The sequence below is a fragment of the Kineosporia sp. NBRC 101677 genome, assembly GCF_030269265.1.
Lineage (GTDB): Bacteria > Actinomycetota > Actinomycetes > Actinomycetales > Kineosporiaceae > Kineosporia > Kineosporia rhizophila.
This window is the reverse complement of record NZ_BSTA01000026.1, coordinates 1-23,429: the sequence shown is the minus strand read 5'-3', so window position 1 is coordinate 23,429 and position 23,429 is coordinate 1. Positions and strand designations below refer to the sequence as shown.

Here is a 23,429-nt window from a genome sequence, read left to right as displayed (position 1 = left end):
AGGCCTCGAGGGTGGGACCATTGACAGCGATGACAGGTGAGAATCTCCGGGCCGACACCCTGCGCACCCGGCAGAAGCTGCTGGACGCGGCGGGCAGCCTGCTCCGCGAGCGCGGCCTGGCCTTCACCCTGCCCGACCTGGCCCGGCACTCCGGCGTCTCCACCGCCACCACCTACCGGCACTTCGAGGACGTCCACGCCGTCTACGACGCGTTCTACCGCCGCACCCAGAACGACCTGCTCACCCGGCTGCGCACGGCCGGCCACCCCGACCCGCTGCGCTCGTTCCAGATCATGTGCCACGAGTGGGTGCTGAGCGCGACGACCTGGGGGCGGGCCGCCACCCACATCCGCAGCGCCCGCGGGTACCTCGAGCGCATCCGCGACGGCGACGACCCGCCGCTCACCGAGCTCGACACCACGCTGACCGCCGTGGTGCGCCGACTGGTCCTCAGCGGCCAGATCCCGGACGTGGACCTGCGCTACTCGGTCCTGATCTGGATCACCACGTTCGACGAGCGGGTGGTGGTCGACCTGACCGAGACCCTCCACTGGGGTCCGGAGAAGATCGCCGAGACGCTGGGCCGGTCGGTGCTGGCCGCCTGGGCGGCCTCGCCCGGAGGTATTCCCGCCCTGGCCGAACTCTCGGCCGGAAACACCCGGACGGCCCATCCCGATCACACCCCGTGAGAGCACGGACACGGATCAGAACGATGAAAATCTCTGCGCATAAACGGATCTGAGCATTTGGGAGAACTTGGGCCGCGCGGACGGAGTAATTTCGCGGCTAGTGCATTAAGAGCCTCTTAGACATGTGATGATGCACGGCAGGGAGGGGCCGTATCGTCACAGGAGGGTCACCATCAGTACCGCCAGCCAGCACCAGCTGACTGCGGCCAGGGCTCGACCAGCACTCGTGGTCGCCGGTGTCGTAGGACCGACGGTGCACGCCCAGGGCCGCTCCGCCGGTCGCCGTTGTGTCGTCGTCCAGATGGGCGGCTGCAACCTCTCCTGCTCCTGGTGCGACTCAGCCTTCACCTGGGACACCTCCCGCTACGACCTCTCCCGCGAGGTCGGCTACTGGCGGATCGAGGAGATCGCCGAGACCGCCCGCTCGGCCAACACGCCGCTGATCGTGATCAGCGGCGGCGAGCCGCTGCAGCAGCAGAACTCCCCGGCCTGGCCGCAGTTCCTGGAGATGCTCGGCGGCTACGAGATCGGCCTGGAGACCAACGGCACGTTCCCGCCGATCGAGACCACCCTGCACCGGGTCAGCTGGATCACCGTGTCGCCGAAGCTGGCGCACTCCGGCGACCCGGCCTGGACCCGGATCAACCGCGACATCCTGATCGCCTGGGGCAAGTGCGCCGAGCAGTACGACATCGACTTCTCCTTCGCGGTGCGGGATCTCAGCGACGTCGAGTCGGTGCTGCAGATCGCCAAGCTGCACGAGCTGCCGTTCGACCGGATCTGGATCGTGCCCGAGGCCACCACCGCCGCCCTGTCGGCCAGCCGTCTGGCCGAGGTCTCGGAGTCGGCGATCCAGGCCGGGTTCAACGTCTCGGCCCGGCTCAGCGCCCTCACCAACCGGCAGAGCTGACCGGGACCGGCCGGGTGCGGGCAAGCCCGCACGCCGGTCGCAGAACAGGCCATAGGGTTCAAGGTGTGAACTCCCAGCCCGTGAACCCCGAGCAGAGCATCAGCTACCTGCACACCCGCGAGTGGCACCTCAACGTCAGCGTCGAGGGCGGTCGTGGCGTGGCGGCGCTGCAGGTCGAGGAGAACGAGTACTGGAGCGCGGCCGACGGGCGGGTCCGGATCCTGGAACAGCGGCCGGACTCACCGGCGGCCGACCACTCCAACACCGGCCGGGTGGAGTGGGCTCCCGGGCTGCCCACCGATCCCACCGGGCTGGGCGAGTACCTGCTGAAGGACGCGCCCTCGGCGCAGCACAACGTGCCCGCGACGCTGGTGATGATCGCCTCGGCGCAGCGTCTGCACAACCAGGCCGTGCCGGCCGCCCTGGCCGAGGCCTTCTTCCAGGTGCTCACCGGCCGGCCCGACCTGCTGCCGCTGGGTGAGATGACCGACCGGGCCGGGCGCACCGGGGTCGGCTACGGCTTCGAGTTCACCTTCGGCCCCCGGCGCCGGCTCACCCTGATCTTCGACCGCGACACGCACGCCCTGCTGGCCACCGAGGAACTGATGCTGGAGCCGGGCCGGCTGCGGGTCGAGGTGCCGGCCGTGGCCAGCTACGTGCTCTACCTGGAGCAGGGCTGGGTGCCGAGCATGAGTGATCGACCGCTGCTCCGGCAGGCCTGACCGCCTCGGTCCCTGACGGGTAACGTGGCCGCGTGTCCGTTACCCCAGAAGCACCCGCACCGGGGGCCAAGCTCCTGGCCGTCAGCGACCTGCACGTCGCCTACCAGGAGAACCGGGAGATCACCGAGACCCTGCGGCCGGAGAACGACGGCGACTGGCTGATCGTGGCCGGCGACGTGGCGGAGAAGCTGGAAGACGTGGAGTGGGCGCTGCGCCTGCTCGCCGGCCGTTTCGCCAAGGTCGTCTGGGTGCCCGGCAACCACGAGCTGTGGACGCATCCGAGCGACCCGGTCACGCTGCGCGGAGTCGCGCGGTACGAACGTCTGGTCGAGGTCTGCCGGAGCCTGGGCGTGGTGACGCCGGAGGACGAGTTCCCGGTCTGGACCGGCGACGGCGGCCCGCTCACCATCGTGCCGATGTTCCTGCTCTACGACTACTCGTTCCTGGCCCCGGGCACGACCACCAAGGAGGCCTCGCTCAAGGTCGCCTACGACTCCGGCGTGGTCTGCGCCGACGAACGCTTCCTCGAGCCCACGCCCTACCCCAGCCGTGAGGCCTGGTGCCAGGCCCGGGTCGACTACACCAAGGGCCGTCTGGACGCCCTGGCCCCCGACGCGCGCACGCTGCTGATCAACCACTGGCCGGTCGAGCGGCACCCCAACAACATCCTGCGCTACCCCCAGTTCGCCCAGTGGTGCGGCACCACCCAGAGCGCCGACTGGCACCAGCGCTACCGGGCCGACGTGGTGGTCTACGGGCACCTGCACATCCCCCGCCGCACCTGGCTGGACGGAGTGCGCTTCGAGGAGGTGTCGGTCGGCTACCCGCGCGAGTGGCGGATGTGGGGCCAGCGCACCTGGCTGCGGCAGATCCTGCCGGCCCCCGAGGGCGTCCAGGCGCCGACAGGCGGCACCGACATCTCGTTCCAGCGGCTCTGGCCCAAGCCCGAGGGCAGCCCGGTCTGATCCGGTCTGGCCCCGGCGGCGGTGTCGCGCGGTGCTCGCCGCACCCTGACATACGGCGACCTCCGCAGCGCACCACCGCCGGGTACTGAGTCAGACTTCGCTACGCGGCGTTCGGTTCCCCGGTTGCGTAAGAATCTTGCCGGTCATCCGAAACTCACCCTTGCGTCACCCGCCTGCCGCGCCGGGGCGAGCCGCTGCGCCGCCTCCTCGACCTGCCTGTGCAACTGCTGACCGATCGGCTCGAAACCGGTGACCGCCACCTCCAGCACCTTGCCCCGGCCCAGCCGACCCCGCCAGGTGCCGACCACGTCACCGTTCACCAGCAGCACCCCGGGATTGCTGATCGCCTTGTAGACCTCCTTGTGCTGCTGGGGATCGGGCACCACGAGCTCGCGGTCGCGCACCGTCAGCCAGGGATCCCCGCCCGGCAGCAACCGCACCAGCCCCTCCGGCCGGGCGGCGACGACCAGGTCCGGCACCGCCTCCTCCGGCATCCAGGCCCGCCCCGCCGGGGTGGTCACCTCGACCAAACCGGGCGGCAGATGCTTCTTCACCTCGGTGGCCGTGGTGCCGATCCAGGCCCCCAGCGCCGCCGACGAGAGTGGCCCGTTCACCAGCAGGTAGCGCCGCAGCATCTCGCTCAGCCCGGCGCCGGCCTGGGGGATCTGCTTCGAACGCAGCGACGCGGGCAACGGCCTGAGGTAGGTCGAGCGGCCCTCGGTCAGCACCTCAACCCCCGCCGCGACCCCCACCAACTGGAACAGCCCACCGCTGATGTGCCGCGCCCGGCAGGACGGGCAGTCGTAGGTCAGGTCGGCCGGCACGGCAGCACTGACCCGGGTACTCACCTCGCCCTTGGCCAGCTTCTCGGTCACCACCTCGCGCACCGCAGTGGCCGCCTGCGCCCAGGCCTCACGCCCCCGACGGGCTCCCGCCGCGATCTGCGAGGCCCCCATCCGCCGGGTGGCATCGGCATCGTCCATCGGCCAGGTGGCCGTGGCGAGCGGCTTCAGATCGGCCTCGTGATGCACGTGCGGTGCACCCCGCCACGACCACACGATCCGGGTCCGGGCCGGGCGCTGCTCCGCCCCGCGCGCCGCCAGCACCGCGGCCGCCGTACCCACCGGCGTGTCCTGCACCCCGATACCGAGCAGCCCCTCCACCGAGCCACCCACCAGCCCTTGAGCGGTGGCCCGGTAGCCCAGCACGTTCTCCCTGGTCACGTCGATCTTGCCCACCGCTGCCCCCCAGCTCTAGGTAGGACGGCCACCCCCTCCCCCGCCCCTTGGGTGGGAGTTCTACCAGGCACCCCCGACAACCATGCCCCACCGCAGCTCAGAGCCCACCGACCAGCAAAGCCCGGAACACCTCAGAGCACCGCCCCCGGGTTCATGATCCCCAGCGGATCCAACGCCGCCTTGATCCGCCGGCTCACCTCCATCACGTCCTCCCCCACCTGCGCCTGCAGCCAGGGCTGTTTCAGCCGGCCCACCCCGTGCTCCCCGGTGATCGTGCCGTCCAGCTCGATCGCCAGGTCCATCACCTCCCCGAAGGCCACCTGGGCACGCTCGGCCGCCGCCGCGTCGGCCGGGTCGAAAACGATGAGCGGATGGGTGTTCCCGTCACCCGCGTGCGCGATCAGCGCAATCGTCACGTCGCGCGCGGCCGCGACCCTCTCGATCCCCGCGACCAGGGCGGGCAGCCGCGGTACGGCGACACCGACGTCCTCAAGCAGCAGTTTGCCCTTCTTCTCGATCGAGGGGATGGCCTGGCGCCGGGCCACCGTGAACGCCTCCCCCTCGGCCGGGTCGTCGGTGGCCAGGACCTCGCCGGCGCCGCACCGTTCGCAGGCCTCGACGATCTCGGCCACCTCGCGTTCGGCGGTGCTGCCCTCGGTGTCGGTCTGGGCCACCAGCAGCGCCGCCGCCGAGCGGTCCAGGCCCATCCGCAGGTTGTCCTCGACCGCGTTCACCGTGGTGCGGTCCATGTACTCCAGCATCGCCGGGCGCATCCGTGAGGTGATCGCCACGATCGCCTCGGTGGCCGCCTCGGTGCTCGCGAAGGCGGCCACCACCGTGCGCGGCGGGTGCTGCGGCGGCATCAGCCGCAGCGTGACCTCGGTGATCACGCCCAGGGTGCCCTCGCTGCCGACGAACAGCTTGGTCAGCGACAGCCCGGCCGAGTCCTTCAGCCGCGGCCCGCCCAGCCGCAGCGCCCGCCCGTCGGCCAGCACCACCTCCAGCGCCAGCACGTAGTCGGTGGTCACGCCGTACTTCACACAGCACAGGCCACCGGCGTTGGTGGCGATATTGCCGCCGATGGAACAGATCTCGTACGACGACGGGTCCGGCGGGTACCACAGGCCGCACTCCGCCGCCGCCCGCTTGACCTCGGCGTTCAGCAGACCGGGCTGCACCACGGCGACCCGGCTCAGCTGGTCGATGCTGATCGCGCGCATCCGCTCGGTGCACAGCACGATGCCTCCGCTGCGCGCGGTGCTGCCGCCCGAGAGCCCGGTGCCGGCGCCTCGGGGCACCACCGCCACCCGGTGCTCGGCCGCCCAGCGCATCGCGATCTGCACCTGCTCGGTCGACTCCGCCCGCACCACCGCCGCCGGCACCCCCGCGTCCGGGTCGGCGGCCCGGTCGAACCGGTACTTGTCCATCCGGACGGGATCGGTCACCACCACCCCGTCCGGCAGCGCGGCCACCAGCTCGTCGATCACGGTCTGCGGCGGTTCCACCAGCACATCGGTCATCGCGGGAGCTCCTCAGCGGTGAGGGGTCTTTCGGCCACCATAGGCGAGCGCGGCCACCGCGACGAGAAGGGCCCAGAGCAAATGGACGCCGGTCATCGCCAGGAGGGCGAGCACGGTGGCCATCGCGACCACGGCGGTCAGGCGCGCCCGGCCTGGTTCCAGCAGGCGCACGGCGGCGGCCACCCCCACCGCGTAGACGGTGACGAACAGACCGCTGGTGGCCAGCACGATCGCCCCCAGATCGATCTCGGCGGCGCTGACCACGCCGAGCACCACCAGGGCGGCCGAGGCGTTCACGACCAGGCTGCGCCGAGGTATCTCCCCGGCCTGGCTCCCCCTTCCGAGCCAGGCCGGCAAGGCCCCGTCGCGCCCCAGCGCTGCGCCTAGCTTGGCCGCGCCGGCGTAGTAGGCGTTCATCGTGCCCAGAGTCAGCAGGACTGCCGCCAGGGCGGCCAGCAACCGGGCGTCTCCACCGAACGCAGCCGCCAGCAGTTCCCCCAGGGGCGCGGGGCTGTCTGCGGCACTCGCCCCCAGCACGAGTATCACGGTGACAGCAACCGCCAGATAAATGACGCCTACCACGACCAACGCGGCTGTCGTCGCCTTGGCGAGATCCTGGGTCGGTGAACGAAATTCGCCGGTCAAGTGGGTGATTGCCTCCCAGCCCACGAAACTCCAGACCAGCAGCGCGGTGGCCGGGGCGATCGACTGCCAGCCGTGCGGCGCGAACGGCTGCAGGTTGGCGGCGGACGCCGAAGGAAGAGCGAAAACAACCGCGGCGGCGAGGAACCCGACCAGAAGGATGCCGAGCCCCAGCTGAGCCCGGCCGGACATCCGTACGCCGAACCAGTTGACCAGAGCGGCGACGAGGGTCAGACCGACAGCCGAACCCACCACCGTCGGCCGTCCACCCCCGACCGCGGATTCCACGTAGTGCCCGGCGAACAGCGCGGCCGCTGATGAGCCGGGCGGTACAGCAGCGTAGAAGCACCACCCGACCACGGCCGACGCCCGGTCACCGAAGGCCAGACGGGCGTAGTGCGCCACTCCCCCAGCGTCCGGATGCCGCGCCCCCAGGGCGGCGAAAGTAAAGGCCAGCGGTGCGCTCGCAACCACCATGAGGAGCCAGGCAATGAGGGACGCGGGTCCCGCCACCTCGGCTGCCAGCGCGGGCAGAGCGATCACACCAGTGCCCAGAACGGCTCCCACGTACAGCGCGGTGCCCTGCCCCAGCGTGAGTCCTGGGGGCGCCTGCTCACGAACGGTCATTCCAGCAACGATGTCGTGGGCCGAGCGGGGCGGACAGAGGCAGAAATGCCTACCGCCGCCAGATTCCTGCCACTACCGTCGAGGGCATGCACACGGTCGCTCTCGCCCTCACCGAGGGCATGCCAATGTTCGAGTTCGCCGTGCCCTGCGAGGTGTTCGGCCTGGACCGCTCCGACATCGCCGATCCCTGGTACCGGCTGCGCTTCTGCGGCTCCCAGCCGCACTACCGCACCGCCGCCGGCCTGACCGTCACCCCGGACGGCGACCTCGCGGCCCTGGAAGCGGCCGACACCGTGCTGGTTCCGGCGATGGACCGGGCGAACCAGCTGAAGCCGCCGCCCGACGTGGTGGAGGCCGTGCGCCGGGCCTACGACCGGGGCGCCCGCATCGTCGCGATCTGCGCCGGCTCGTACCTGCTGGCCGAGGCCGGGATCCTCCAGGGCCGCCGGATGACCACGCACTGGATGAGCGCGGTGGACTTCACCTATCGCTATCCGGGCGTGCACTTCGCCCCCGAGGTGCTCTACGTCAGCGACGGGAACGTGCACACCAGCGCCGGTACCGGGGCGGCCATCGACCTGTGCCTGCACCTGGTGCGCCTCGACCACGGTGCGGCAGTGGCCAACGAGGTGGCCCGGCGCATGGTCGTACCGCCGCACCGCGAGGGCGGCCAACGCCAGTTCGTGCCCCCGGTCCAGCTCGCCCCCGACGGCCAGGACCCGATCGGCCTGGCCCTGGGCTGGGCGCTACAGCGACTGCACCAGCCGCTCACCGTGGCCGACCTGGCCCAGCAGGCCCACCTGGCCCCGCGCACGTTCGCCCGGCACTTCCGCGAGCGCACCGGCGCCACCCCGCTGCAGTGGCTCATCCAGCAGCGGGTGCGGCTGGCCCAGGAACTGCTGGAGACCACCGACGAACCGGTCGAGGCGATCGCCACGAGAACCGGTTTCGGCACGGCGGCAGGGCTCCGGCAGCACTTCCAGAAGATCGCCACGATCTCCCCGAGCAGCTACCGGCACCTCTACCGCCGCGCCGGGCGAACCGCCTAACCCACGGGCAGGTCGGTGACGTGGGTCATCGAGAGCACGGCCTTGGCGGCGCGCCGCCGGGCGTGCAGGATCGGCTCGGTGTACCCGTTGGGCTGGGCCGCGCCCTGGAAGATCAGGTCGCTCGCGGCCAGGAAGGCCTGGCTGTTCTCCAGGTCGGCGGTCATCGGCCGGTAGCCCTCGACCGCGGAGTTCTGCCGGTCCACCACCCCGGCCATCCGGGCCAGGCTCTCGCGCACCTGCTCCTCGCCGACCACGCCGTGGCGCAGCCAGTTGGCCAGCAGCTGGCTCGAGATCCGCAGCGTGGCGCGGTCTTCCATGAGGCCGACGTCGTGGATGTCGGGCACCTTGGAGCAGCCGATCCCCTGGTCGACCCAGCGCACCACATAACCCAGGATCGACTGACAGTTGTTGTCGACCTGCTCGGCGCGCACCGCCTCGTCCCACTGCGCCGGATCCCCCAGCGGGACCTGCAGAAGGTCGGTCAGCGGCGTCTTGTGGCTCTGGGCGGACAGTTCCGCCTGCACCGCCTGCACGTCGACCTCGTGGTAGTGCAGCGCGTGCAGGGTGGCCGCGGTGGGCGAGGGCACCCAGGCGGTGGTGGCCCCGGCCCGCGGCTGGGCAATCTTCTGCTCGAGCATGTCGGCCATCAGATCGGGCATCGCCCACATGCCCTTGCCGATCTGGGCCTTCTGCGAGAACCCGTACGCCAGAGCCGTCTCCACGTTCCGCTTCTCGTAGGAGGACAGCCAGGTCTGGCTGCGCATGTCCTCCTTGCGCACCAGCGGCCCGGCCTCCAGCGAGGTGTGGATCTCGTCGCCCGAGCGGTCCAGGAAACCGGTGTTGACGAACACGATCCGGTCCTTCGCGGCGGCGATGCAGGCCCCCAGGTTCAGCGAGGTACGCCGCTCCTCGTCCATCAGCCCCAGCTTGATCGTGTTGCTGGGCAGCCGCAGCAGCTCCTCCACCCGCTCGAACAGCGCCACGGCGAAGGCCACCTCGTCGGGCCCGTGCATCTTCGGCTTCACGATGTACACCGAGTCGGTCCGGCTGTTGGCCTTCGACCGCAGCCCCGGCAGGGCGGCCAGGGTGGTGACCACCGCGTCCAGGATGCCCTCGGGCACCTGGGCGCCGTTCGCGTCGAGCACCGCGTCGGTCGTCATCAGGTGGCCGACGTTGCGCACGAACATCAGCGCCCGCCCGGGCAGCACCAGCTGCTCGCCGTGATTGCGCGGAACGGCGTACACCCGGTCGGTGTTCAGGGTGCGCTCGAAGGTCCGGCCCCCCTTGCTCACCGATGTGCTCAGGTCGCCCCGGCTCAGGCCCAGCCAGGTGCGGTAGTCGCGGACCTTGTCCTGCGCGTCGACCGCGGCCACCGAGTCCTCGAAGTCGATGATCGTGGTGATCGCCGACTCCAGCACGATGTCCTGGACGCCCGCCCCGTCGGTCCGCCCGATCGCCCCCGCCCGGTCGATCACGATCTCCACGTGCAGCCCGTGGTGCACCAGCAGCACCGTGTCGGGCTGGGTGGCGGTGCCGGTGTAGCCGGCGAACAGCCCCGGCTCGGACAGCGTTGTCTTGCCCGACGGCACGTGCACCACCAGCTCGCCGCCGGCCACCGCGTAACCGCCCGCGTCGGCGTGGCTGCCCTCGGCCAGCGGGGCGATGCGGTCGAGGAAGGCCCGCCCGTAGGCGATCACCTTCGCGCCGCGCTCGGGGTCGTAACCGCCCCCCGTGGGAGCCTCGCCCAGAGCGTTCGTGCCGTACAGCGCGTCGTAGAGCGAGCCCCAGCGGGCATTGGCCGCGTTCAGCGAGTACCGCGCGTTCGACACCGGCACCACCAGCTGCGGGCCGGCGATCCGGGCGATCTCGTCGTCCACCCCGCTGGTGCCGATCGCCACCGGTTCCGGCTCGGCCACCAGGTAGCCGATCTCCCGCAGGAACGCCTCGTACCCGGCCCCGTCCAGGGGCTGCCCGGCGCGCTCACGGTGCCACTGGTCGATCGCCGCCTGCAGCCGGTCGCGCTCCTCGAGCAGCGCCCGGTTGCGTGGGGCCAGGTCGGCCACCAGCCGGTCCAGCCCGGCCCAGAACGCGTCGGGCTTCACCGGGCTCCCGGCCAGCGCCTCGTTCTCGACGAAATCCTTCAGAGCGGTGGCGACCTGGAGGGATCCCAGGGAGGTGTAGTCCGTCATTTATCCGCCTCACAGGACAGTGGGGTGCTCCGGGCGCGCACCACTTTAGGTGCTGATCTGCGCGTGTCGAGGGCTTGTGGCCACCACCTGTTCGGCCGACGGTCACCGGACGCGCCCCGGTGCCGGTACGCCGGGCGGGTGATGTCACGGTGCGCAGCGGTGTCGCCCGTTCAGCAGCCGCCCGCCGGCGTCGATCCCCGGACCCAGAACCAGTGAGCGCCCGACGATCGAGTGAGGAGCCCCGTGACCGGCCGACGTGTCCCTGTTCTCCTGCTCACGCTCCTTTTCGTGCTCGTTCCCGGGACCGCCCACGCCCACTCCCCGGTCGAGCGCGAGCCCAGCCCGGCCGAGCTCCAGGCCCAGGCCGAGAAGCTCGACTCCCTTCGCACACAGGCCGAGGCGCAGGCCGCGGACGTGCGCGACGCCCGGGCCGCTAGCCGGGCCGCCGCGGTCGTCGCAAGCCAGGCTCTTGAGGCGTATACCACTGCCCAGCGCGACCTTCGGAGCGCCCTGGCCGAGGAGGACCGGCTGGACGCCGAGCTGGAGCAGGCCAACCGGGACGCGGTCCAGGCCCGTTCCCAGGTCGGCCTGTGGGCCCGCCGGGCCTACCAGGGCGGCACCGGGCTGAACTCCAGCCCGACGCTGAACACCCTGCTCGGCACCAACGGCGCCGGGCGCGAAGAAGCCGGCCTCGGCACCACCCTGCACACGCTGCGGCGGATCGGCCAGGACCGGTCGGCTGCGCTGGACGCGGGCCGGCGCGCAGAACTGAGGGCCGAGCAGGCCGCAGTGGCAGCCACCCGGGCCACCGAGACGGCGATCGAGGCGGCGAACCGGGCCGAGGCGGCCAAGACGGTCGCCGACACGGCCGTCGCCCGGCAGCGACGCGCGCTCGACGCCGCCGAGGCTGACCTGGCCACCACCGGCCGCCTGGTCGGCCGGGCCCAGAAGCAGCAGCGCCGACTGCGGGCGGCCGCCGCGGCCGCCTCCGCCCGGCAGAACACCGGCGACAACGGCGTGACCGGTGCGGTCGGCTCCTGCCTGGGTTCCCCCGACCTGGCCGCCTACCCCAACGGCCAGATCCCGCTCGAGGCGCTGTGCCCGCTGGCCACCGCCCCCGGCCACCACCTCCGGGCCGACGCCGCCTACGCCTTCGACCAGCTCAGCCAGACCTACGCCGAGCAGTTCGGGACGTTCGTCTGCGTGACCGACTCCTACCGGGAATACGCCACCCAGGTCCGGCTCTACGCCACCAAGCCGAACCTGGCCGCCCGGCCCGGCCAGAGCAACCACGGCTGGGGCACCGCCGTGGACCTGTGCGGGGGTGTGCAGTCGTTCGGCACCCCGGAGCACGAGTGGCTGTTCGCCAACGCACCGCTGTTCGGCTGGTTCCATCCGGCCTGGGCCCAGGCCGGAGGTTCCCGTCCGGAGCCGTGGCACTGGGAGTTCGGCGGCTGAGGAAACCGCGATCATCCGCAGTACACCCTCCCGAACTGCGCCGTTCGCCCCACCGGGGTCTACCGGGACGAACCGGGCCGTCATGATGACCCGGTGCCCACCACCACCGACCCGGCCGTCGAGCGCCGTCGCGAGCAACGCGCCTGGTACGTCTACGACTGGGCCAACAGCGCCTTCCTGACCACCACGCTCACCGTGCTGCTGGGCCCCTACCTCACGGTGCTGGCCAAACGGGACGCCTGCCCGGGGCAGGACACCGACCTGGCCTGCCGCACCGACCTGCACGTGCTCGGCCTCCCGATCGCCCCCGGGTCGCTCTCCCTCTACGTGGTCACCTTCGCCACGCTGACCTCGGCGCTGGTCCTGCCCCTGGTCGGCGCCCTGGCCGACCGCACCGGACGCAAGCGCGTGATGCTCGCCGCCTTCGCCTGGACCGGTTCGGCGGCCGGTGCCTCGATGGTCTTCCTGACCGGGGACAACTGGGAGCTGGGGGTGGCGCTGCAGCTGGTCGCCACCCTGGCGTTCGCCTGCGGCATCGTGGTCTACGACTCACTGCTGATCGACGTGGCCGGCCCGGACGAGCGCGACCGGGTCTCCAGCCGGGGCTGGGCGGTGGGCTACATGGGCGGCACCGTGCTGCTGGTGGTCAACCTGGTCACGGTCAGCGCCCACGACGCGATCGGCCTGAGCACCGAGGGGGCCGTTCGCCTGAACCTGCTGCTGGCCGGCCTGTGGTGGGGCGGATTCACCGTGGTGCCGTTCCTGCGGCTGCACGACCGGCCGCCGGTCGACCCGGTCGTCACCAGCGGTGTCAGCCTGACCCGCAGCTCGTTCGGCCAGCTCCTGCACACCCTGCGGCACCTGCGCGGCTACCCGCAGACCCTGGCCTTCCTGATCGCCTACCTAGTGTTCAACGACGGCATCCAGACCGTCATCTACGCCTCGAGCATCTACGCCCAGGAGCAGCTCGGCCTGGACTCCGACCAGCTCATCCTGGCCATCCTGATCGTGCAGTTCGTGGCCGTCGGCGGCGCCCTGTCGTTCGGCCGGGTGGCGGCCCGGATCGGCGCCTACCGCACCGTGCTGGGCAGCCTGGGCCTGTGGTGCGGGGTGATCGGCGTGGGCTACTTCCTGCCCTTCGGCGAGTTCCTGCCCTTCGCCGGTCTGGCCGCGCTGATCGGGCTCACCCTGGGCGGCACCCAGGCGCTGTCCCGCTCGCTCTACAGCCACCTGATCCCCCGCGGCCGGGAGGCCGAGTACTTCAGCCTCTACGCCGCCTGCGAGCGCGGCACCAGCTGGCTCGGCACGCTGGCCTTCGGTCTCACCTTCCAGCTGACCGGGTCCTACCGTTACGCCATCATCGTGCTGATCGCCTTCTTCGTGGTGGGCGCCGTCCTGCTCAGTCGGGTGAATGTCGGCAAGGGAATCACCCAGGCCGGGAACCCGGTACCCGCAGTCATCTGAGGTGACGGATCGCGGAGCAGTCACTCTGGGCGACGGTCCACTGACTACATGCTGAGATATTTCCGCCAACCTCTATCTCGATGGAATAACGCTCTGTACGCTCTGGTTGACGCATTGAGTCGTCCGGTGATCGGGCGGGAGCGGGCAACGACGCCACATCACAGGAACATCTCGCCGGAGGTCGGCGTTGTGCGCTTGTGAGACTGGCCGTCAGTCGCGGAGGGAGCCGTCATGGGTGAGCGGAGCATGCGCGGGACGCGCCTTGGAGCCTCGAGTCTGGAGAGCGAGTCGGGTATTCAGCCGGCCGCCCGCCAGGACATCAGATACCACTGCAAGAACGGGCATTCCATCGTCGTTCCGATGTCGATGGAAGCAGATGTGCCCCCGCTCTGGGAGTGCCGTTGCGGCGAGTTCGCCCTGCGCGAAGACGCCGAACTGCCGGAGCCGAAGGCCACCAAGCCGGCCCGTACGCACTGGGACATGCTGATGGAACGGCGCACCACGGCCGAACTGGAGACGCTGCTGGAAGAGCGACTGGCGCTGCTGCGCTCCGGTCGGTTCAGCGGGCGCCGTTCGGCATAACGCGCGCGAAGCGCCAAGAGACGAGCAGAGCCCGGTTCTCTCCATCCGGAGAGGCCGGGCTTTCTCGTGTCCCTGTGACCTCCGGTGCCCGGTTCAGGCGCGGTTCAGGGGCTGATTGAGGACGTGGGTGAGCGCGCGGGGTGGCGAGGCCCACCACCCGGCGCGGCCGGCTTCGGGTCGGTCAGCCCCGCTTGTCGTCGTCCACGACCTCGCCCTCGACCACGTCGCTGCGCCCGAAACCGGGGCCGAACCGCTGCTGGCCCGGGGTACCCGCCCCGGGCGGGAACTGCGCTCCCGGCGGGAACTGCGGGCCCCGCACGAAGGCCGTGCGCACCGAGACCTGGTCGGCCGCGGCCCGGCGCAGGAAACGCTCCACCGGTTTGCGGGCCAGCGGCCGGGTGAACGGCAGCAGCAACAGCAGGGCCACCGCGTCGGTGACGAAGCCGGGAACGATCAGCAGCACCCCGGCCAGCATCAGGACCGCGGCGTCGGCCAGGTCACGGCTGGGGGGTCTGCCGGTGCTGGCCGCCTCCCGCACCGCCCGCCAGGCCGAACGCCCCTGGCTGCGCAGCACCAGCATGCCGATGCCGGAACCGAGCACGAGCAGGGCGAACACCGCCAGGCCGCCGATGGCTTGGCCCACCTGGATCGCCACGAACAACTCCACCAGCGGCAGCAGCAACGCCGCCGCCAGCACCCACCTCAGCCGGCCGGGTCGTCGCCCCGGCCGGTCTCCAGCTCCCTGTCCACCTGGCTGTCCACCCGGCTGTCCACCTCGCTGTCCGCCGGGCTGCCCGGGCCGGGCGTACGCTCCGCCGCCCGTCGGGCCTGCCTGCTGACCTGGGTGGTCCGGTACCGGACGCCCCATCGGGTCACTCGCCACAACGCCTCCACCACGATCGCCTGGTCCATCTTGCTCGTACCGTGCTCTCGTTCAACGAACGTGATGGGCACTTCGTCCACGCGCAGACCCCGCCGGATCGCGCGCATCGTCAGATCGACCTGGAAGCAGTAACCCTGCGAGTCCACGTCGTCCAGGTCGATCTTCTCCAGGGTGGTCCGGCGGAACGCCCGGAACCCCGCGGTCGAGTCCTTGACGTGCAGGTTCAGGGCCAGGGCGACGTAGGTGTTGGCGCCCTTGCTGAGCAGCTGGCGGCGCTTGGGCCAGTTCACCGAGCTGCCGCCGGGCACGTACCGCGAGCCGATCGCCAGGTCGGCCCCGGCGTCGATCCGGTCAAGCAGGTCGGGCAGCTGCTCCGGCGGGTGCGAGCCGTCGGCGTCCATCTCCACGATCACGTCGTAGCCGTGCTCCAGGCCCCAGTGGAACCCGGCGATGTAGGCCGCGCCCAGGCCCTGCTTGCCCTCGCGGTGCAGCACGTGCACGTTCGGGTCGCCCGCGGCCAGCTCGTCGGCCAGCCGGCCGGTGCCGTCGGGGCTGTTGTCGTCGGCGACCAGGACGTGCGCATCGGGCTCCGCGGCGCGCAGGCGCCGCAGGATCAGAGGCAGATTCTCGAGCTCGTTGTACGTCGGGATGATCACCAGTACCCGGCCGGACCGGGCCTGCGTCGTCATGCGGTGAGGTACACCCTTCTCAGCTGGTCTGCCGGTCACGACGGGCCCGCACCCGGCGGGTGATCGGGGCACCGATCAGCAACGCCAGGGCGAGCGCGGTCAGTGTCCACTCCGGCCACTCGCCCACCCGGGTGGCGATCGTCTGCTCGGTCCGCAGCGGGACCGTGGCCTCGAGCACTTCCTGGGTGTAGTGACCGGAGCGTTCCGCGACCGTTCCGTCGGGAAGAATGATGCCACTGACCCCGACCGTGCTGATGTTCACCACCGTGCGGCCGGACTCGATGGCCCGCAGCCGCGACTGGGCCAGCTGCTGCACGCTCTCGTCGGTGTAGCCGAACGTGGCGTTGTTGGTCTGCACCGCCAGCATGGTCGCCCCGGCCCGCACCGACTCGCGCACCAGGCCGTCGTAGGCCACCTCGAAGCAGATCACGTCGCCGACCCGGATCTGGTCGTTCACGCCCATCCGCATCACTCCGACCGGGTTCTCGCGCAGCTCGTCGCCGGAGACGAAGTCGCGCTTGACCAGGTCGACCTTCTTGCTGAAGACCCGGAAGAAGTCGCGGTAGGGGATGTACTCGGCGAACGGCGCCGGGTGCCGCTTCACGTAGGTGCTGTCGTCGCCGGTGCCGGCCCCCTGGCCGGGCCGCCAGACGATGCCGGTGTTGGAGACCCGGTCGCCCGGGCCCTGCACGACCGCACCGATCAGGATCGGCACCCCGATCGCGTCGGTGGCGGCGCTGATCTCGGCGGCCGCGTCGGCGTTGATGTACGGGTCGATGTCGCTGGCGTTCTCCGGCCAGAGCACCACGTCGGGCTGTTGCGCCTCACCGGCCCTGACCCGCTCGGCCAGGTCGAGGGTGGCCTTCACGTGGTTGTCGAGCACGGCCCGGCGCTGGGCGTTGAAGTCGAGGCCGATGCGCGGCACGTTGCCCTGCACGGCGGCGACCCGGGTGGTGCTGTCGCCCTCGGTGGGCAGCGGGATCAGCGCGCCCACGGCCATCACGGCCAGCGCGGCGAGCAGACCGAGCCCGGCCTGGCGGGAGGCGGCCCGGGCCTGCCAGACCCTGACCACCACCCAGGCCAGCAGGGTGCCGGAGACGGCCACGGCGAACGAGACCAGCGGGGCGCCGCCGACCGAGGCCAGGGCCGCGGTGGGGGCGTCGGACTGGGAGAAGGCGAGCCGGCCCCAGGGGAAACCACCGAACGGCCAGCGGCCGCGCACCGCCTCCTGCCCGACCCAGAGGCCGCCGGAGGCCAGCAGCAGACCGGCCAGGCCACCGCGCGCCCGCCAGACCAGCGGCAGCAGGGCCCCCATGGCCGCCACGTACAGCGCCTCGACCACGCTCAGCGCGATCCACGGGAAGGCGCCGACGAAGATGCCGATCCACGGGATCAGGCGCAGGAAGAACACCGCGCCGAAGACCAGGCCCAGGAGCGCACCGAACTTCTTGCTCACGCCGTTGGTGGCGATCGCCAGGCCGGCCACACCGACCGGGGCCAGGGGCCACAGGTCGATGCCGGGGAAGGCCAGGTAGAGCACGAAGCCGGAGGCGGCCGCGAGGGCGACCCGGCCCCAGGCCAGGCGACCGCTCGAGGTGGTGAAGGAGGCCTTCAGGCCCTGGAGACGAGACCGCTTCGACGCCGGGGCGATGTCGGCCGGTTCCGCCTCCCGGCTGGTGATGCTGCCGGTGCCGGGCGGAACCACGGCCGAATCGCTCATCGGGCAAGAGTACGCCGAGCGTGCCGACGCCCTGAACGGGCGCTGGCCGGACGCGGACCGCCTGGCGTGACGGCCGATCCGGACCAGCGGAACGAACGAGACCCCCGTGGTCGCTCTCCGCCGGCAGGTGCCCGGCCGGGAACGCGTCACCCTTCGGACCGCCGCTGCCCGAGCTGGATGCCCGGACAACACCGTTGTCTACTGAGCGACGCGGACCCGGCCGACGTCCCTGGCAATCACCGATTTCTCAACGATCGCGCCGTCGAGGCTAGTGAACTCCGGGCCTGGCGACAATTCGGGGCCCTGACCTGCGGCGATGCACCATCCACGCAGGTCAGCGAGTTACTGCAGGGACGCCGGAGCAGATCGTCCGAACGGACAGTTTCCGTCAGTCACGGCGTATCCACCTAAAGTAATTACACGGGTGAGATTCTCGTCTCCCCACCCGACTCAGGGGACCACGACCGTCCCTCGGGCCCGGACCGCCACCATCGGCTCGATGAGGACCTCGGCCGCCGAGGCGACCAGATCGGGCCGCCCGCGGCACACCACCAGGGCCACGAAGTCGATCTCCCGCGAACGCCGGCCCACCCGGACCACGGTCCCGGTCGCCTCCACCACGTCCCCGCCACGGATCTCGTTCAGGAACTGGACGTCGGAGTAGGACGCGAAGAGACCCTCGTCACCGTCGGTCCGGATGCAGATCTCGGTGGCCACGTCACCGAAGAGCCCCAGGGCGAACGCCCCGTCCACCAGATTGCCCGCGTAGTGCGCCTGCGCCGCCGCCACGTACCGCTTGTGCACGACCCGGAGGCCGAGCCGGGGATCCACCTGCGTCACCGTGTTCTCCTTCGTCAGACCAGAGCGTGCGCGAGGTACGAGGCCACCTCGGACGGGGTGGTGCCCCGCCCGAAGATCCGGTCCACCCCGAGGGCCTGGGCCGCTCCCTCGTCGAACCGCGGCCCGCCGGCGACCAGCAGCGGACGGCGCCCGGCCGGGTAGGCCTCGGAGAAGGCGGCGGCGACCTCCCGGGTGGTGGTCAGGTGTGCCTCCTTCTGGGTGACCACCTGCGAGATCAGCACCGCGTCGGCCTTCTCCTGCTGGGCCCGCTCGACCAGCTGCGGCACCGCGACCTGCGCCCCCAGGTTCACCACCCGCATCTCCCGGTAGTACTCCAGGCCCTTCTCGCCGGCGAAGCCCTTGATGTTGAGGATCGCGTCGATGCCCACGGTGTGCGCGTCGGTGCCCACGCAGGCGCCCAGAACGACCAGCTTGCGCCGCAGTCCGCGGCGGATCCCGGCATTCACCTCCTTCGGCGAGAGCAGCGGGTACTCCCGCTCGGCCACCTTCACCGCGCCCACGTCGACCAGGTGCCGCACCGGCCCGTAGACCACGAAGAACGTGTGGTCGGCACCGACCGCCTTGGAGTGCACCACCATGGCCGGGTCGATCCCCATCGAACCGGCCAGCTGGGCCGCCGCCCCCTCGGCCTGCTTCCCGGCCGGCAGCGGCAGGGTGAACGAGACCTGGACCATGCCGTCACCGGTGGTGTCGCCGTAGGGTCGGACCAGCTTCTTCTCGGTCGTGTTGTCCGTCTTGCCGACTGGCTCGCTCACTGTGCCCCCTCCAACGCTTCGCTCGCCGGATTGAGGTAGCCCTCGGCCCGTTCCACCACCCCGTCCAGACCCCGCCCAGCGTCTGCAGGCCTGCGCATCCCCGCAAAGGTGCCGTCGGCAATGGCCGCCAGCAGACCCTCGTCCACAATTCTTTCCAGCAACTCGACCGCCTCACCCAGCACGTGCCGCGCCCGCGTCGCGATGAAACCGTCTGGCGGCGGGTTGAAGTCCTCGGTAAGCCCGTCGCAGGCGTCGAGCACGTACCGCACGTTGTCGAGGGCCAGGTCCCGGTCGGAGAGCCAGGGCGTGACCACGGCCTCGGTCATCATGCCGACCAGCAGAATGCCTTGCCCGGTCAGCGCTCCGGCGAGATTGAAGAAGCCGTTGAGCAGGTAGCCGCGGAACACGTCGCCGGTCATGTGCCGGGTCGGAGGCATCCATTTCAGCGGCGCCGTGGGAAAGAGCGTGCGCGCCAGCAGAGCATGCGCCAGCTCGAGCCGGAACGACTGCGGCAGCGCCGGATCGATCTCGAACGCGTGCCCCAGCCCCATCAGTTCTTCCGGCAGCCCGGCCTCTTTCGCGAAGTACTCGTTCAGCAGCTGGGAGACCGTGACGGTGTGCGCCGCCTCGACCGCGTCGGCGGTGGTGAGGTAGTTGTCCTCGCCGGTGTTGATGACAATGCCTGCGCGGGCGTGGATCTGGCGGCTGAAACGCTGGTCCACCAAGGTGCGTACCGGGTTGATGTCCCGAAACAGGATGCCGTACATGGAATCGTTCAGCATCATGTCCAGGCGTTCCATCCCGGCCAGGGCGGCGATCTCGGGCATGCACAGGCCCGACGCGTAGTTCGTCAGGCGCACGTAACGGCCCAGCTCCCGGCTGACTTCGTCGAGGGCGGCCCGCATCAGCCGGAAGTTCTCACCGGTGGCGTAGGTGCCGGCATACCCCTCGCGGGTGGCCCCCTCGGGGACGTAGTCGAGCAGACTCTGCCCGGTGGAACGGATCACCGCGATCACGTCGGCACCCGCCCGGGCCGCGGCACACGCCTGCGGAATGTCCTCGTAGATGTCGCCGGTGGCCACGATCAGGTAGATCCACGGCCTCCTCGGCGCATCCCCCAGCTTCCTGACCAGCCGCTCACGTTGCTTCCGGCTGGCGTCGATCCGCCGGATTCCTTGCCCGACAGCCTTTCTCGCCGCAGACCGGGCCCGCACCAGATCGCGCCCGGCCGGGATCCGGAACCCTCCCCCACCGGTCGCCGCCTTCTGCGCCAGCGTGAGCAGATCCGGCGCCTGCCCCCGGACCAGCGCGTCCCACACCGGCAGGGCGACGCCGTGCTCCAGGCCCACCTCGTTGCGCACCGCATCGACCAGCCGGTTCACCCAGGGCACCCGCTCCGCGTCGGCCCCCTCCAGCCCGGCCAGCCGCACGGTGGCGCGCTCGACCGAGACCGTGGTGTGCGAGGTGGCCAGCTGCACGATCGGGCGGCCGGCCTTCCGAGCCAGAGCACGCGCGCGCCTTACCTGCGCCGGATCCAGATGAATCAACGCACTCTGAGCTGATTTCACGAAAGAAGTGTCGCATCAGGCGCCTAATTCAGGAAGACTTCCGGTTCAGTTTCGCTGCTGGTCCCCCTCGGCCAGCGCCGCCAGAGTGCGCAGCTGCTTGCGCATCATCACCAGGTCTCCCCACTCGAGCAGGAACCGGCGCACGTTTCCCAGCGGTCCCGGGGCACTGCCCGCCCGGAGCACCGCCAGGAGACGACTGCCCTCACCCCGCGCGCTGACGTGGTACGTGATCGCCACGTCTCCGAACACCCGCGCCGGACCTGGGTCCATCTGCAGGGTCATCTCCTGATCCGGCCGGAAACTGGCGAGGGTGAAGACGCTCGCGACCCGCTGCCCCACCTCCAGATCCCAGCACCACGGCAGCACCTCCCGAGGGCTGCGACGGCCCCGGTTGTCGATCAGGTCGTAGCTGTACGGGGCCGCCCGCAGCTGGGTGAGCCTGCGAAAGGTGGTGACGACGTCGGCCTGCACGTCCACCGCCCGGGTCAGCCGGCTGGGGGCCTCGGGCATCAACTCGTCACAGGCGTAGGTGGCCTGGCGTTCGGCCGCGGTGGTGTTCCAGTGCTCAGCTACGGTCACGCGATACCTCCACCAATTGAGGAACAGGCTCCCCTTGGCCCAGTTCCTGACCAAGCACCGCGAGAGGCTTCGGAGACGTGGCCGCCCCCGCCTCCTTGAGGCCGGGCGACGTCCAGGCCATGAGAACGGCCGGGTCTCCCGCTTGCACTCGCAGATGCGCCCCGGCCGGGCGCCGAGCGGCCCGGAGCCCGCCGAGGGTGTGGCCCTCAATGGCCGCCCGGACACTCAGACGCTGACTCTCGTTGTGGTGCCGCAGTGCCGCACGTACGCCTTCCCACGGCGCGAACGGGGTCACCGGGCTGTCTGAGCCGAAGGCAAGGGTGACGCCGGCGGATTGCAGATCGCCGAAGGGGTTCATCGCCAGCGCCCGCGCCTTGCCCAGCCGCACCGCGTACATCTGCTCGGCGCCGCCCCAGAAGGCGTCGAAAGCGGGCTGGACACTGGCGATCACCTGCAGCTCGGCCAGCAGCCCCACGTCACTGCCGCCGATCCCCTCCACGTGCTCCAGCCGATGCCGGGCCACCCGCAACACCTCTGGCCCGAGCAGTTCCGCCGCCTGCCTCAGCCCCTTCAGCAGTTCGGAGACCGCGCCGTCACCGATCACGTGAAAGCCGCCCTGAACCCCAGCTCTCGAGCAGGCCACGAGGTGATCGCGGACCTCGGCGGCATCGGCGTACAGATGCCCGCGGTGCCCATGGGCGTCTTCGTAGTCGTCGCAGAGCCCGGCCGTACGCGACCCGAACGAGCCGTCCATCATCAGGTCTCCGGCCAGCCCGGCCAGACGCCCGCCGAACCGGTCGAGCACCGCCCGGGCCGCTGCCTCGTCACCCGCCAGTTCGCCGCGATAGGCCACGATCTCGGGCAGGCCCGACCCGGTTCCCAGGTCGAGCAGAGCCAGCAGGTCCTCGTCGGGCGCGATGTGTGGCGCGGACATCTCGTGCACCTGGGTAATTCCCTGAGCCGCAGCATGGCGCAACGCCCGGTGCTGGAGCTCGCTGCGCTCGGCCGCCGGGAGCTGGAAACGGGTGGCCAGCCGCGCCGCATGGTGCGCGTCCCGCTCCACCCGTCCGCTCTCGTCCCAACCCTCGAGCCCGCGCAGACCGGCTCGCTCGGCCAGGCGGCCGGAGACCACGGCCGAATGCACATCCACTCGGGACAGGTAGACCACCGCACCGCCGCCGGCCCGGTCCAGCTCCTGCGCCGTGGGCGGACGCCCCTCAGCCAGCTTCAGCTCGTCCCAGCCGTGCCCCAGCACCTGTCGCCCCGGACCGGCCTTGGCCAGATCGGCGACCGCGTCGAGGATCTGACCCACCGTGCGGGCCTGTGAACAGTCCACTCCGGCCAGGAGCAACCCGGTCTCGGTGACGTGCGCGTGGGCGTCGACGAACCCGGGCAGCAGAAGGGCACCGTCCAGATCCACCTCTTCCGGTGCCCCGGCTCCGGCCTCGGACCGGGCTGATGTGTCGGGCCTCACCTCGACGACGCGGCCGCCGTCGACGAGCACCGACCATCGGTGGGGCTCACTGATTGAAGACGGGGTGCCCGGCTCGGGCAGGAGGGCGCGGCGATAGAGGGTGGGGCTCACAGTTCGTCAGTCTGGCGTACCGCTTCTCTGGGAAGAAGACACCAGTTCCAGAACCTGCGCCGGGGATTCGGCCTCGTAGATGTTCCGGATCAGGTCGAGCTCGTCGAGACCGGAGTCGACCAGGGCGTCGGCCAGGTCGGGCAGACTGGGCCGGTCGCCGAAGCGATGGTGGAGGAGCGCGGTGAAGACCCAGGCCGCAGCGTCCTCCTGGTCGTCCTCGAAGAACTGGGCGATCTCGGTCACGCTGAAATGCACGCCGCTACGGACCGCCTCGATGATCAGGGCGACGTCGGACGGGGCCCCGGCTCGCTCGGCCACCTGCACGAGGATGTCTGAGGCCAGACCACAGGAGCGGGCCCAGAGGACGAGTGGGGTCACGTCGGTTCCGCTGCCGAACCTGTGCAGTAGTAGGGCTTCGAAGGACTGATCCGCCAGGCGGGCCGGCGTGCTGCCGGCGGGCTCCTGGTCGGCTGTGGCCGTGGTTTCGGGTGCAGTCAGGGTTACGTCGGCTCGCATGGCACACCGCCTCTCGATCTGGATTTTCCGATCTCTGTACGAGAGTCCCGCTTCGTTCGGAATTCTGTCAAATCGGTGGATGCCGGGCTGCCCGGCAAACGCAGTGATGGCGGCCCACACCACCCTGAGCCTTTAAGGGCTCGAGGGCGGGGGCCGCCATCACTGTCTTCAATTTTTGTCCGGCGATGTCCTACTCTCCCACACCGTAACCAGTGCAG

At 70.8% G+C, this 23,429-nt stretch carries 21 protein-coding genes; 8 read left to right on the top strand and 13 right to left on the bottom strand.

All coding sequences use genetic code 11. The features are described 5' to 3' along the window. Positions 1-29: 29 nt before the first annotated feature. From QSK18_RS35405 to QSK18_RS35390, 4 genes are all read left to right on the top strand, one after another. Positions 30-689: a TetR/AcrR family transcriptional regulator gene (locus tag QSK18_RS35405; RefSeq protein WP_232815222.1), complete on the top strand. Its 660-nt coding sequence runs from the start codon at positions 30-32 to the stop codon at positions 687-689. Between the two features lie 253 nt (positions 690-942). Further along, positions 943-1,599: a 7-carboxy-7-deazaguanine synthase QueE gene (locus QSK18_RS35400; RefSeq protein WP_232815223.1), complete on the top strand. Its 657-nt coding sequence runs from the start codon at positions 943-945 to the stop codon at positions 1,597-1,599. A gap of 65 nt (positions 1,600-1,664) precedes the next feature. After that, positions 1,665-2,321 carry a hypothetical protein gene (locus QSK18_RS35395; protein ID WP_232815224.1) on the top strand — a complete coding sequence of 219 codons (657 nt, stop codon included), beginning with the start codon at positions 1,665-1,667 and terminating at the stop codon, positions 2,319-2,321. Between the two features lie 32 nt (positions 2,322-2,353). Next, positions 2,354-3,286: a metallophosphoesterase family protein gene (locus QSK18_RS35390; RefSeq protein WP_232815225.1), complete on the top strand. Its 933-nt coding sequence runs from the start codon at positions 2,354-2,356 to the stop codon at positions 3,284-3,286. 143 nt (positions 3,287-3,429) lie between these two features. Here QSK18_RS35390 and QSK18_RS35385 read toward each other — a convergent pair whose 3' ends face one another. From QSK18_RS35385 to QSK18_RS35375, 3 genes are all read right to left on the bottom strand, one after another. After that, positions 3,430-4,524 (bottom strand): DNA glycosylase AlkZ-like family protein, encoded by a 1,095-nt coding sequence (locus tag QSK18_RS35385; protein WP_232815226.1) that lies wholly within the window; start codon positions 4,522-4,524, stop codon positions 3,430-3,432. A gap of 131 nt (positions 4,525-4,655) precedes the next feature. Next, a complete protein-coding gene (locus QSK18_RS35380; protein ID WP_232815227.1) occupies positions 4,656-6,044 on the bottom strand; it encodes an FAD-binding oxidoreductase in 1,389 nt (462 codons plus the stop codon). 12 nt (positions 6,045-6,056) lie between these two features. Beyond that, on the bottom strand, positions 6,057-7,313 hold the full coding sequence (locus QSK18_RS35375) for an amino acid permease (protein WP_285628844.1): 1,257 nt from the start codon (positions 7,311-7,313) through the stop codon (positions 6,057-6,059). 86 nt (positions 7,314-7,399) lie between these two features. Here QSK18_RS35375 and QSK18_RS35370 point away from each other — a divergent pair, with 86 nt between their 5' ends. Then, positions 7,400-8,362, top strand: coding sequence for a GlxA family transcriptional regulator (locus tag QSK18_RS35370; RefSeq protein ID WP_232815229.1), 963 nt, complete (start codon positions 7,400-7,402; stop codon positions 8,360-8,362). Here the strand turns inward: QSK18_RS35370 and QSK18_RS35365 are convergent. Further along, a complete protein-coding gene (locus QSK18_RS35365) occupies positions 8,359-10,551 on the bottom strand; it encodes a malate synthase G (RefSeq protein WP_232815230.1) in 2,193 nt (730 codons plus the stop codon). The two genes, QSK18_RS35370 and QSK18_RS35365, sit on opposite strands and share 4 nt — an antisense overlap. Positions 10,552-10,794: 243 nt before the next feature. Here QSK18_RS35365 and QSK18_RS35360 point away from each other — a divergent pair, with 243 nt between their 5' ends. The 3 genes from QSK18_RS35360 (at position 10,795) to QSK18_RS35350 (ending at position 14,055) form a co-directional block, all read left to right on the top strand. After that, positions 10,795-12,009, top strand: a complete 1,215-nt coding sequence (locus tag QSK18_RS35360) for a D-alanyl-D-alanine carboxypeptidase family protein (protein ID WP_232815231.1) — start codon at positions 10,795-10,797, stop codon at positions 12,007-12,009. 93 nt (positions 12,010-12,102) lie between these two features. Continuing rightward, complete coding sequence (locus QSK18_RS35355; protein ID WP_285628833.1) at positions 12,103-13,473, top strand: MFS transporter; 1,371 nt, start codon at positions 12,103-12,105, stop codon at positions 13,471-13,473. A 231-nt stretch (positions 13,474-13,704) separates the two neighbouring features. Next, a complete protein-coding gene (locus QSK18_RS35350) occupies positions 13,705-14,055 on the top strand; it encodes an RNA polymerase-binding protein RbpA (protein ID WP_232815233.1) in 351 nt (116 codons plus the stop codon). 181 nt (positions 14,056-14,236) lie between these two features. Here the strand turns inward: QSK18_RS35350 and QSK18_RS35345 are convergent, their stop codons facing one another. The 9 genes from QSK18_RS35345 to QSK18_RS35305 all read right to left on the bottom strand — a co-directional run bounded on the left by QSK18_RS35345 (position 14,237) and on the right by QSK18_RS35305 (position 23,073). Then, positions 14,237-14,752 (bottom strand): FxsA family protein, encoded by a 516-nt coding sequence (locus QSK18_RS35345; protein ID WP_232815234.1) that lies wholly within the window; start codon positions 14,750-14,752, stop codon positions 14,237-14,239. Between the two features lie 5 nt (positions 14,753-14,757). After that, positions 14,758-15,627, bottom strand: a complete 870-nt coding sequence (locus QSK18_RS35340; protein WP_232815235.1) for a polyprenol monophosphomannose synthase — start codon at positions 15,625-15,627, stop codon at positions 14,758-14,760. A gap of 19 nt (positions 15,628-15,646) precedes the next feature. Continuing rightward, positions 15,647-17,347, bottom strand: coding sequence for an apolipoprotein N-acyltransferase (lnt, locus tag QSK18_RS35335; RefSeq protein ID WP_285628826.1), 1,701 nt, complete (start codon positions 17,345-17,347; stop codon positions 15,647-15,649). Positions 17,348-17,797: 450 nt separating this feature from the next. Then, positions 17,798-18,178, bottom strand: coding sequence for a 3-aminobutyryl-CoA ammonia lyase (gene kal, locus QSK18_RS35330; RefSeq protein ID WP_352396733.1), 381 nt, complete (start codon positions 18,176-18,178; stop codon positions 17,798-17,800). A gap of 23 nt (positions 18,179-18,201) precedes the next feature. Next, on the bottom strand, positions 18,202-18,963 hold the full coding sequence (gene kamE / locus QSK18_RS35325; protein ID WP_232815238.1) for a lysine 5,6-aminomutase subunit beta: 762 nt from the start codon (positions 18,961-18,963) through the stop codon (positions 18,202-18,204). Beyond that, positions 18,960-20,531 carry a lysine 5,6-aminomutase subunit alpha gene (gene kamD, locus QSK18_RS35320; RefSeq protein ID WP_232815239.1) on the bottom strand — a complete coding sequence of 524 codons (1,572 nt, stop codon included), beginning with the start codon at positions 20,529-20,531 and terminating at the stop codon, positions 18,960-18,962. The genes kamE and kamD overlap by 4 nt, the downstream gene beginning before the upstream one ends. Positions 20,532-20,576: 45 nt before the next feature. Beyond that, positions 20,577-21,110, bottom strand: coding sequence for a hypothetical protein (locus QSK18_RS35315; RefSeq protein ID WP_285628817.1), 534 nt, complete (start codon positions 21,108-21,110; stop codon positions 20,577-20,579). Then, on the bottom strand, positions 21,097-22,695 hold the full coding sequence (locus tag QSK18_RS35310) for an amidohydrolase (protein ID WP_232815241.1): 1,599 nt from the start codon (positions 22,693-22,695) through the stop codon (positions 21,097-21,099). The genes QSK18_RS35315 and QSK18_RS35310 overlap by 14 nt, the downstream gene beginning before the upstream one ends. A gap of 6 nt (positions 22,696-22,701) precedes the next feature. Beyond that, a complete protein-coding gene (locus QSK18_RS35305) occupies positions 22,702-23,073 on the bottom strand; it encodes a hypothetical protein (protein ID WP_285628814.1) in 372 nt (123 codons plus the stop codon). Between the last annotated feature and the right edge of the window lie 356 nt (positions 23,074-23,429).